Here is a 10,774-nt window from a genome sequence, read left to right as displayed (position 1 = left end):
CGAACCCCGAAACCGGAGGAGAGTTGGATCCCGATTCGCTGAGAGAGTTCGCGGCGGAGCTGGCCGAGGAGTCGGGCCGGGCGATCGCGGGCATGTTCCGCCATCCGGACCTGGCCGTCGAATCCAAGACGGACGCGTCGCCCGTCACGGTGGCGGACCGCTACGCCGAGACGCTGCTGCGCGACCGGATTCTGGAGCGCTTCCCCGACCATGGCATCGTCGGGGAGGAGTTCGGCGCGCAGAACGACGACGCGGAGTACGTGTGGGTGCTGGATCCGATCGACGGGACGATCTCCTTCGTCGCCGGAGTCCCTCTGTTCGGGACGCTCATCGGACTGCTGCGCGACGGCGAGCCGATTCTGGGCGTGATCCACCAGCCGCTCACGCGCGAGCTCGCCATCGGCACCCCGTCGGGGACGACCTTCAACGGGGAGACGGTTCGGGTCCGCGAAGATCGTTCGCTGGCGGAGGCGATGCTCCTGACGACGGATCCGGGGGCGGTCGGCCGGCACCGGAACCTCGCGGGGTTCGAGGCGTTGTGGTCGAGAACGGCGCTGTACCGCGGCTGGGGCGACTGCTACGGATACCTCATGGTCGCGACGGGGCGAGCCGACATCATGCTCGATCCGATCATGCACCCGTGGGATATTGCGGCGCTGGTCCCGGTGGTCCGGGGCGCGGGCGGCGTGATCACGACCTGGGAGGGGGACGATCCGATCGGCGGCGCGTCGACGGTGGCGGCCGCGCCGGCGCTCCACGGCGAGGTGATGGAGATCCTGAACGGAACGGGAACGTCATGACGGGAATGAAGCGCCACCCGGGAGCGATGCCCGCTCTTCTGGCCGGCCTCGCGGCGTGCGGCGGGCCGGGGTCGATCGTGGTCGACAACGGGAACATCATCGACGGCACGGGGGCCGTGTGGCCGACCGGGCGCCTCGTCGTGGTCGACGGCCTGGTGACTTGCGTGGGCTCGCCGGGCGACTGCGCCGAGCCGGGGGGCGTGGAGGTGCTCGACGCCGATGGCTTCTGGGTCGTGCCGGGGCTGATCGATGTGAAGGAGGCCGCGGAGGTACCGAGCAACGAGCAGGCCGCCTACCTGGCCTTTCTGCTCGGTGTCACGACGGCGGCCGTCCCGGAGATTCCGGAGGGGCCCGAGGGGGAGCCGCTGCCGCCGACGGGCAGCGATGACGCGCGCATTCCCGCGCCGCGGCCGGCGAGGCCCGTCGAGGAGCCGCCGTACCCGCTCGGCCTCTTCGGCCTGGCGCTCGCCGCCACGATCCCGCTCGACGCAAGCGGGCCGCCCGGCCGCGAGCCGCGAGATCTCCAGCTCTTCGCGCGGTCGCGGGCGACGCTGGCCGACCGCGAAGCATTGATGGACTCCGCCCGCGCGATGGGGGCTCGGGGCGCCGCGTTCGCGCCGCGCCTGCTGGAGCAGGAACGCTGGGCCGCGCCCTACCGGCTTCCTCACGGGATGAACCGCCTGGTCGAGTTCGCGATGGTCACGGAGCGTATCCAGGACCGGCTCCTTCCCGACCGCACGCCCGCCGAGGCCGAACGGTTGGGTGCGGCGCTGGAGGTGCTCCGCGAGTTCGTGCGGGAGTTCCACGCCGCCGGAGGATCCGTCTCCACGGCGACGAACGGCGCGCTCGCGCCGGGGCTGGCGCTGCACGAGGAGATGGACGCGCTCGTCGCGGCCGGGTTGACGGCGGAGGACGCGCTCTACGCCGCCACGCGCGAGGCGGCCCGGCACCTGGGACTCGAGGATTCGAGGGGTACGCTGGAGCCGGGCAAGCTGGGGGATTTTCTCATTCTCGAGAGCGATCCGCGCCTGGACATTTCGCTCACGCAGACGGTCTCCCGCGTGGGCAAGGGCGGCGTCCTGTACGATCCGCCCACGCTCTTCGACGCCCTGCTCGACAACCCCGGCAACCGGGTCTCGGACAATCCGGTGCGGCTCCTGATCGGCGGGGCCGCGCTCCTGCTCACGCTGCTGCTCTTCGCGCGCGGCGTGCGGAGTCACCGCCGTTCGCTCGGACCCCGCGTCGTCCCCTGACCGGAGCCGGAGCCACCGGGCGGACAGTTGGGCGGACCGCTGGGCGGACCGCTGGGCGGACGAGCTACCAGAACGGTTCCGTGGCGACGAAGGTACGCCAGGATTCGATCAGGCCGGGCTCCGCCTCGCGCGCCCACCGGTCGTACCAGTCGCCGACCCGCGACGCTCCCTCCGCCGCGAGTGGATCGGCCGTGGCCAACTCCTGCGAGATCAGCCGGGCGACCGATGCGTCGTTAAGGCGGCCGAGGTCGTCCTGCAGCGCCGACAGACGTCGGAGGCAGGTGTCCACCGCCGGGCCGGGGAAGAGGGTTCGGGAGTAGTCGCACGCGTAGCGGAGCTTCTTGAGCGCGATCCTGACCCGGTGGCGCTCCGGCTCGGTGAGGCGATCGAAGCCGCTCCCCGCCGTCATCAGGCTCCGGTATGTCTCGTTCAGCCTGCGCCTCGCGGTCTTCGGGAGCGGCTCGTCCGCGTCCCGCACGACGAGGCCGCCGCCGTGCGCCACCCGCAGCAGGTCCAGGACGAACCGGTTGAACCGCCGGCCCCGGATCAACCTCCGCGCGGATTCGTGGGCCGCGTCTCGCCGTTCCCGGGCGGCCCCGCGGAGCCTTGGCAGCGAGGACACTCCGGGGTTCGCTTCGATCACGGGAGGCAGCGTTTCGAGCAGAAAGACGTCGAGGTCGCGCGCCGGACCCAGCCGCTTGAGCGCTCGCCGGGCCTCGCGGTTCAGGGCGGCGGCACGGGATCCGAGATGGGGTTTCAGGAAGCGGAGCGCAGAGCGTAGCCGCCGCAGGGAGACGCGCAGTTGGTGGATGCCTTCGGGATCGCCGGTCTCCAGCACCGGGGCGAGATTCCCCGTCACGTGGATGGACGCGGCGCGGACGACCTTTGCGAGCGCCCCATCGATCGAATCGGCCGGATAGAGCTTCACCCGGGTCGCTCGGACGGCGGGCGGCGACGTGCCGAGAAGCAGATCCGTGCCCTGCGCGGCCTTGGAGCGCGTTCCGATCCTGAGGCGACGCTTCTCCAAGAGCGCGCGTGCCCCCGTAAGCACGTCCTCCACCGGCCCGCTCAGCAGTTCCAACTCCAGTTCGGCTATCCGCGCCTCGCGTTCGCCCGCCGAGATCCGCCCCGTGTCCAGCGACACCTCCACCCGGGCGTCGCCCGTCCGGACCTCCTTCTTCGTGCGCTCGATGTCCGTCAGGAAGGTGGGGCGCAACGCGCCGGCATCCGCGATCCCGAGGTCGTTGACGGGAGCGTCGGGAGGGAGTCGAAGGGCCCGCAGCGTCTCATCCTCGCGGGTCGCGAGCGGAAGGCGCGACGTCCACTCGCCGCGGGTCAGCCCGTCCCCCTCATCCCTCTTCAGCGTGAGTTCCCGGAAGCCGCTTCCGCTCCGGATTCTGATGGCGAAACCGCGACGCCGGAGATGGCCCTCCGGCGTGTCGTAGTAGACCGTCAGCAGTCGTTCGCGCGTCGGCCGGGGTCCGCCCAGGTCGTCGAACGCCGCGGACAGCTCGGCCGCGCTTCCCGCCAGCTTGACTTCGACCTCGACCGTCGCCCGCACCCTGGAACCCCTTGTCGTGTCCCTATGCCACCGCGGCGCAGGCCTCCTCGAGAAGGGCCGCCACCCGGTCGAGCCCCTCGTCGAGTTCCGCGGCCGGGTTTCCGAAGCCGATCCGCAGGTAGTGGTCCATCCCGAAGTGGTCTCCGGGGACGACGAGGACACCCCGCTCGGCCCGCAGCCGTTCCGCCAGCTCCGTCGAGTTGATGTCGAGACCGTAGCGCACGTAGCAGATCGCGCCGGCATCCGGGGCCCGGTACGAGAACAGGTCCGAGCGGTCGTCCAGCCAGCGGGTGACGCGAGCGACATTGGCGCGGATGATCCCGCGCGTCCTCTCGAGTACGCGGGGGCGCACATCGGCGCTCAGCACGCGGCGCGCCGCGACGTCGGAGAGAGTGGCCGGCGTGATCGTCGTGTAGTCCTTCCGGCTCCAGAACTCCTCGTGCATGTGGGCCGGCGCCGTGATCCAACCGAGCCGGAGACCCGGAAGCGCGTAAGCCTTCGAGAGCGAGCCCGTCACGATCACCCGGTCGTAGCGGCCCCAGAAGCTCGGCGTCTCCGGGCCCTCGACCTCCGCCCCGATGTAGACCTCGTCCGCCAGAATCCAGGCCCCGACCGCCTCCGCCGCATCGACGATCTCGTCCATGGCCGCGCCCGTGAGGACGGCTCCCGTCGGGTTGTTCGGATTCGTGACGATGACGAGGCGCGTCCCCGGCGTGATGACTTCCGCGGCGCTTCCCGGTGCAGGCTGCCAACCACGCGCTTCATCGAGCTTCCACGAGACCATGTCCGCGCCCAGTCCTCGCGCGAGCCCGGGCGTCTGGCCGTAGGTCGGTTCCAGGGCCACGACCCGGTCCCCGGCCGACACCAGGCTCCAGAGTACGACATAATTCGCTTCGGCCCCGCCGGTCGTGACGATGATGTTGTCGGCGAGCGCCCCCTCGTACAGGTCGGCGATCACGGCCTTCAGCGGATCCGACCCATCGCTCTGTCCGTACTCCAGGCGGACGCCGCCCGGGTCCAGGTCGATGAGTTCCAGCAGTTCCGACAGCGTGAGCGGATGCACGCCGCTCTCGGAGAGGTTGTAGTCCACGCGGTGCTCGAACGTCGACTGCCACCGCTCCATCAGGAATGGGGGGACCCGCATTTCAGCTCCTGGGGTTTGATCGGGGTGTGCCGTTCGGATTGCAACTTTCAGAGGATACCAAAATGACGCGAAGACAGGAACAGGACACGGGCTGGAGGCCGCTGAGGTAACAGTCTCGTCACGGTGCTTGCCCCGTGGCGAAATCGGCCTAGGGTTGGCGCTGAAAGTGCCGTGCGCGACACCTCGCGGTGACCCGGCTCCGGACGTCCGCAGCCCCAGCCAGGCGTTGATCCATTGTTCGAAACGATTGCTCTGCTTCTGATTCTCGGGCTCGCCACCTTCGACCTCTGGGTCGGGGTCGCGAACGATGCGGTGAACTTCCTGAACTCGGCGTTCGGGTCCCGGGTGGCGCGGCGGCGCCTCATCATGATCATCGCCACGATCGGGATCCTCCTCGGCGCGTTCACGTCGAGCGGCCTCATGGAGGTGGCGCGGCGCGGCGTGTTCGACCCCGGCTTCTTCACCGACGTGGACGGGACGATCATCCTGACCTCGATTCTCGCACTCTACCTCGGAGTCATGGCGGCGGACGTCCTCCTCCTGGATCTGTTCAACACCTTCGGGCTGCCGACGAGCACGACGGTGTCGATCGTGTCGGAACTCGTGGGCGCCTCGATCGCGGTCGCCTTCTGGACCACGGCGGGCGGGTTTCGGGAGGCGGTAGAGGTGATCAACAGCGGGCCGGTACTCGGCATCTACACCGCCATCTTCCTCTCCGTGATCACCGCCTTTGTGAGCGCGGCGGGGATCATGTGGCTGGTACGGATCCTGTACGGATTCGACCTGAAGGAGAGCTTTCCGCGCTGGGGCTGGCTCTGGACCGGCGTCTCGTTCTCGGCGATGGGCTATTTCGTGCTGTTCAAGGGTCTGCAGGGCGCCGCGCTTCTCGGTGAGGAGACGATGACGATGCTGCGCGAGCAGATCGTCCTGATCCTCGCCGGAGTGTTCGTCCTGTCGAGCCTGTTTGCGCTCGCGTTGCGGCGGCGACCCAGGACGGTGGTCGGCGTCATCGTGCTCACCGGTACGGGCGCGCTGTCCATGGCATTCGCCGGGAACGACCTCGTCAACTTCATCGGTCCGTCGGTCGCGGCCTTCCAGGCGGTGCTCGTGGAAGGGGTCGACCTCTCCGGCCGGGTGCCGACGCCGCCGTGGGCGCTGCTGGCGGCGGGCGTCGTCATGGCCGTGGCGCTCATCAGGTCGCGGAAAGCGCGTCGCGTGACGGACACTGAGATCCGGCTCGCCGCGCAGAGCCACACACCTCAGCGCTTCCGCGACAGCAAGCTGGGTACGTCGATCGCGACGTGGGGATACTCCGGCTTCCTCCTCGCCAAGCGCCTCACGCCGCGCAGGATCCGGGAGCATATCGAGACGCAGACCGCACCGCCCCCGCCGGACGCGGACGATCCTCCGTACGATCTGCTGCGCGCGAGCGTGAATCTGACCGTCGCGGCGATGCTCATCTCCATCGGCACGGCCAACAAGCTGCCCCTGTCGACGACGTACATCACGTTCATGGCCGCGATGGGCGCCTCTTTCGGGGACCGAACCTGGACGACCACGGACGGTGGTCAGCGCGTGACGGGCATCATGGTGGTGCTTGGCGGCTGGCTCCTCACGGGCCTCATCGCCGCCGGGGTCGCCTTCACGATGGCCTCGCTGATCGTCCTCACGGGGGCGGCCGGCCTGCCGATCGTCGCTGTGCTGGTCGCCATCGGCATGTGGCGGCTCGGAAGGGTCCACCGGCCCGAGCCGGAGCACGGCTGATTCCCGACTCGCCCGGCGCGTCGCCTCGAAACGCGCCGGGCGGGGCCGAGCAGGTCAGCCCATGCGGGCGTCGAGCGTCAGTTCGTCCTGATCCATCGTGCCCCACAGGACCATGGAGCCGGCGAGAACGATGATCGAGGGATAGAAGAGGACCTGCGATCCCTCGAGGACCCAGCCCCACGGATCGAGGATCGACCGCCACACGGCGAGCGCCGTGATGAGGAGGACGACGAACGCCGCCGGGTACGCCCACTTCCTCAACAGGCCCGCCACCACAAGCAGACCGAGGGCGATCTCCAGGCCGCCGAACACGTTCTGGACGACCGCCTGCGAACCGATCCCGAGGTAGAAGCTCTCGGCCACGCGCTGGCCGTGCTCCACGTTGACGAACTTGTCGAGCCCCCACATCACCAGCAGCCACCCCGTGCTCACTCTCAGCAGCAACAGACCCCAGCGTTTCATGTCGGCCTCCGGTTCCGGTGTCGCGGGACGTTCCTCGTTCCTTCAAGAGTGGTCCGCGGCGATTGCGGGCGTCAATCGCGGGGGTCCATCGCGGGGGTCCATCGCGGGTGTCCAGCGCGCGCGCCCATCGCGACGGGCAGGGCGGGTGTTTTGACGCGGGGGCCGGGCGGCTAATTTCCCGGCCGGGTTGTCGGAAGCTCGAGTTCAGGGGATCGGGACGAATGAGGGTCGGTTCGAGAGGCGGGAGAGCAGGACGGCTATTGCCACGGCCTGCTCGAAGGGAACGCGGCGGAGTTCGGCGCGCTTGGCCGGTTTTCGCGTGCGTGTGGGCCGCGGCCGCGGGACTTCTCCTCCCGGACCCGGGCGCGGCGCAGCTTCCCCGGCAGGGGGCGTTCGATCTCGAGAAGGGAGACATCGCCGTCGCCCTCGACCGCACCGCCTACCTCGCCGGCGAGCCCGCCGAACTCGCGGTGCGCCTCACCATCGAGGACGGCTGGCACACGAACAGCTACGAACCGACCTACGACTACCTGATCGCGACGGAGATCGAGATCGAGGCGCCGCCGGACTGGCCCGCGCCAGAGACGCCTCGCTATCCCCCGGGCGAGATGAAGCGCTTCGAGTTCGCGCCCACCGCCATCTCCGTGTACGAGGGCGAGATCTTCATCCGGACCGCGCTGCCGACGCCGGCGGGAGCGGCGACCGGCACCTACCCCATCCGGACGAACGTCACCTACCAGGCGTGCGACGACAAAATGTGCCTCGCGCCGGTGACGACGCCGGCCACGGTGGGGCTGACGATCGACGCCGGAGGAGAAGTCGCGAACCCCGAGTTCTTCGCGGCGGCGACCGCCTCGACGGGCGGCGGCGGATCGCAGGTCGGGGGCGCCGGACGGGGCTTCCTCTGGTTCGTGCTATTGGGCTTCCTGGGCGGGCTGATCCTGAACGCGATGCCGTGCGTGCTGCCCGTGCTTTCGCTCAAGGTGTTCGGGCTGCTGAAGAGCGCCGAGGGGGGCCGGCGCGCGCTCACGACGGGGAGCCTCGCCACGGCGGCCGGGATCATCCTCTCCTTCCTGCTGCTGGCGGGGGCCGCGATCGGGGCGCGCGCGGCGGGCGTCGCGGTGGGCTGGGGGATCCAGTTCCAGGAGCCGGTGTTCGTCGGGGCGCTCGCGGTCGTGATCCTGCTCTTCACGCTCAACATGTGGGGGCTGTTCGAGATCCATCTCCCGGGGACGCTGGCGAAGGTGGGCTCGTCAGGTCCATCCGAGGGGCTCGCGGGGCACCTGGTGACCGGTTTCTTCGCCACGCTGATGGCGACGCCCTGCTCCGCCCCCTTCCTGGGGACGGCGCTCGGCTTCGCGCTCACGCAGGACTCGGTCACGACGGCCGCGATGTTCGGCGCGATCGGCACCGGGATGGCGTCTCCGTACCTGCTCCTGGCGGCGTTCCCGGCGGCGGGGCGCGTGCTTCCGCGGCCGGGGGCGTGGATGGCGACCTTCCGCGTGGTGATGGGGTTCCTGCTCGCGGCGACGCTCGTTTGGCTCCTCTTCGTCATGTCGGGCCTGGTGTCGGCGCCGCGCGTGGCCTTCTTCGAGATCGGGCTGCTGGCCGTGGCCCTCGCGATCTGGCTGGCGAGCCGGGCGCAGCGGGGGCGGGCGGCGCGCCACCTCGCCGGGTTCGCCGCGGCGGCGCTGACGGTCGTGGCCGTCTCCACCGTGGCCGCGGGGCGGTCCGAAGCGGGGCCCTCGACGATCGGCGTCGCGCCGGAGGACCGCCTGATCGCCTGGCAGCCTTTCGACCGCGAGCGGGCCGAGGGGCTCGCGGCCGAGGGCACCTACGTGTTCGTCGACGTGACGGCGGACTGGTGCTTCACCTGCAAGATCAACGAGACGCTCTTCCTGGAGACGGAGGAAGTGGCCGGGGCGTTCGACCAATACGACGTCATCGCCATGCGGGCCGACTGGACGCGGCGCGACGATTCGATCAGCCGCTACCTGGCCGACTTCGGCCGCTACGGCATCCCCTTCTACGTGCTCTACCGGCCGGACCGGGAGCCGCACGTCTTCTCGGAACTGATCTCGAAGTCCGCGATCCTCGACCTGCTCGGGGACTAGCAGCCCGCTAAGTCCCTCCGTTGGCCTGCTCGGGGCGAAGCGGAGTAACCACAACCTGGTGAGCGTCGAATGGATCCAATCGGCGCAGCAACACTGCGTCGCCTCGCGCGTCGAGCAACCGGTCCTCACCATCCATGCTCACCGTGAACAGCAGCCGCTCCCGGTCGATGTCCCACACTCGCCACGTTACGCTATCCTGACCGGGAAGCCGATAATCTCTCACCCAGAGTCTCGAATCGAAGTCCGTTAGCATCTCATCGATCGGGGGCGCCACTTCGTTTGCCGGCCAGTCCGGCACAAGGGAGAGGAGTCGCTCCTTTACGTCCGACGGCGGGAACGGGAACCTGCCGTCCTCAGCGGCCTCAATGAGCCATCCCCTTTGCTGCTGCCGCTGCGACGCCTCGGACTCTCGCCCCATCCGCACTTGGCCTGCGGACAGCCTGACGCCGGCCGGCATGGGAATACTGGCGACAGGCGCACCGCTCCAGTCGAATACCGAGATGGATCCCTGGTCAGTTTCGGCGACGACGAGACGGTGTGCGGTCGCCGCCTCCAATGTCCGGTGCCCAAACAACACGGGACTGTCACGTCTCGTGTCGGAATACCGTTCGTTGCCTTGTGTCTCCGCGACCACCCGAAGTCCGCCATCGGCATCCACCGCCACATACCGAGCTTGCTGCCAGTATCGACCTTCGGATTTCCGCACCATCGTGTTGTCGACTCTGTCGCGGAAGACCGTGCTGCCGTCTGGATGACGGGCTACCAGCCCCGGTTGAAGGCTGTTGAGCGGAACATCCAGGTAGCTTTGTGAGTGGCCAAAATCGCCATCGTGGCCAATCGACACGATACGACGCCTGAGGTAGTCGCTAACGGTGACACCCTCCGACGTGCGAACCGCCCGCTGTATGTGGCCGAATTCCTCCGGCCCCTCTCCCTGGCGCCCCACTACTCGATGCTCCCCGGACGCCATGTCGACGATGTAGATCTCGGTGCGGTCCACCACAACGAGACCGCCGTCCGGCGTGAAGAAGCCACCTCCGACGGACAGCAGCCGCTCGGAAAGATCCCGGTGCTCCGACGAATCGAAGACCGGGTCGGTAGAGGGACGACGCGGGGCGCGCGGCCGCGTTGGGGCAGCCGCTTCGATCCGGTCGAGGAACGGCGCCACGTCGAGGAGCACGATGTCGTCGCGCTGCCGGAGTTCGCGGAGGAACGGGCCCTTGTGTCCCGCGCCGTAGGTGAGGAGGAAGCGGACGCCCTCGCCCCGATGCCGGTCGAGTCCGGCCTCGATGTACGCCCAGTGCGAGGCGTTGATCGCGTCCCACCCCCCGGGGCCCAGGTCCGCATCGAAGAGGCGGGCGTACGTCCGCATGCGGATGTCGTAGGCCTCGTCGTAGGCATCGGTGTGGATCCAGCGCGGGTCGTCCGCCGCGCCCGCGGCGAGTGCCTCGGCTGAAGCGTCCGCGGCCGCCCGGTATTCCGCCCAGCCCGCGGCCCGGTCGGGGTCACGCGAATAGGCGTCGAGGTAGGCGGCCCGGAAGTCCGACATCGGCTCGGTCCACCCGGCGGTGGGAATGACCTCGAAGTCCAGTTCCCGGGAGAGGGGGAAGAGTCCCTCCATGTACTCGGGGAAGCGGCGGACCCGCGGCTCCTCGACCGTCCCGGTGGCTTCGAAC

8 protein-coding genes are annotated in these 10,774 nt (G+C 69.4%); 4 read left to right on the top strand and 4 right to left on the bottom strand.

Going from position 1 to position 10,774, the window contains the following annotated elements; all coding sequences use genetic code 11:
• Positions 1–23 precede the first annotated feature (23 nt).
• Positions 24–800, top strand: coding sequence for a histidinol-phosphatase (gene hisN, locus OXN85_04280; GenBank protein MCY3599174.1), 777 nt, complete (start codon positions 24–26; stop codon positions 798–800).
• Entirely contained in the window at positions 797–2,053 is a 1,257-nt protein-coding gene (locus OXN85_04275) for an amidohydrolase family protein (GenBank protein ID MCY3599173.1), read from the top strand. The genes hisN and OXN85_04275 overlap by 4 nt, the downstream gene beginning before the upstream one ends.
• A 64-nt stretch (positions 2,054–2,117) precedes the next feature.
• Here OXN85_04275 and OXN85_04270 read toward each other — a convergent pair whose 3' ends face one another.
• Both OXN85_04270 and OXN85_04265 read right to left on the bottom strand, forming a co-directional pair.
• Positions 2,118–3,614, bottom strand: a complete 1,497-nt coding sequence (locus tag OXN85_04270; GenBank protein ID MCY3599172.1) for a CHAD domain-containing protein — start codon at positions 3,612–3,614, stop codon at positions 2,118–2,120.
• 22 nt (positions 3,615–3,636) lie between these two features.
• A complete protein-coding gene (locus tag OXN85_04265) occupies positions 3,637–4,758 on the bottom strand; it encodes an aminotransferase class I/II-fold pyridoxal phosphate-dependent enzyme (GenBank protein MCY3599171.1) in 1,122 nt (373 codons plus the stop codon).
• A 234-nt stretch (positions 4,759–4,992) separates the two neighbouring features.
• Here OXN85_04265 and OXN85_04260 point away from each other — a divergent pair, with 234 nt between their 5' ends.
• The gene (locus tag OXN85_04260) at positions 4,993–6,522 is read left to right on the top strand and encodes an inorganic phosphate transporter (protein MCY3599170.1); all 1,530 of its coding nucleotides are present in this window, start codon (positions 4,993–4,995) and stop codon (positions 6,520–6,522) included.
• A gap of 54 nt (positions 6,523–6,576) precedes the next feature.
• Here the strand turns inward: OXN85_04260 and OXN85_04255 are convergent, their stop codons facing one another.
• Positions 6,577–6,984: a DoxX family membrane protein gene (locus OXN85_04255; protein ID MCY3599169.1), complete on the bottom strand. Its 408-nt coding sequence runs from the start codon at positions 6,982–6,984 to the stop codon at positions 6,577–6,579.
• A gap of 323 nt (positions 6,985–7,307) precedes the next feature.
• Here OXN85_04255 and OXN85_04250 point away from each other — a divergent pair, with 323 nt between their 5' ends.
• A complete protein-coding gene (locus OXN85_04250) occupies positions 7,308–9,098 on the top strand; it encodes a thioredoxin family protein (GenBank protein MCY3599168.1) in 1,791 nt (596 codons plus the stop codon).
• Positions 9,099–9,105: 7 nt separating this feature from the next.
• Here OXN85_04250 and OXN85_04245 read toward each other — a convergent pair.
• Positions 9,106–10,774 (bottom strand): hypothetical protein (locus OXN85_04245; protein ID MCY3599167.1); only part of this gene is annotated, 1,669 nt, incomplete at its 5' end.

The sequence above is a fragment of the Candidatus Palauibacter australiensis genome, assembly GCA_026705295.1.
Lineage (GTDB): Bacteria > Gemmatimonadota > Gemmatimonadetes > Palauibacterales > Palauibacteraceae > Palauibacter > Palauibacter australiensis.
The sequence above is the reverse complement of the archived record's forward strand: the minus strand, read 5'-3'. Positions and strand labels throughout refer to the sequence as shown.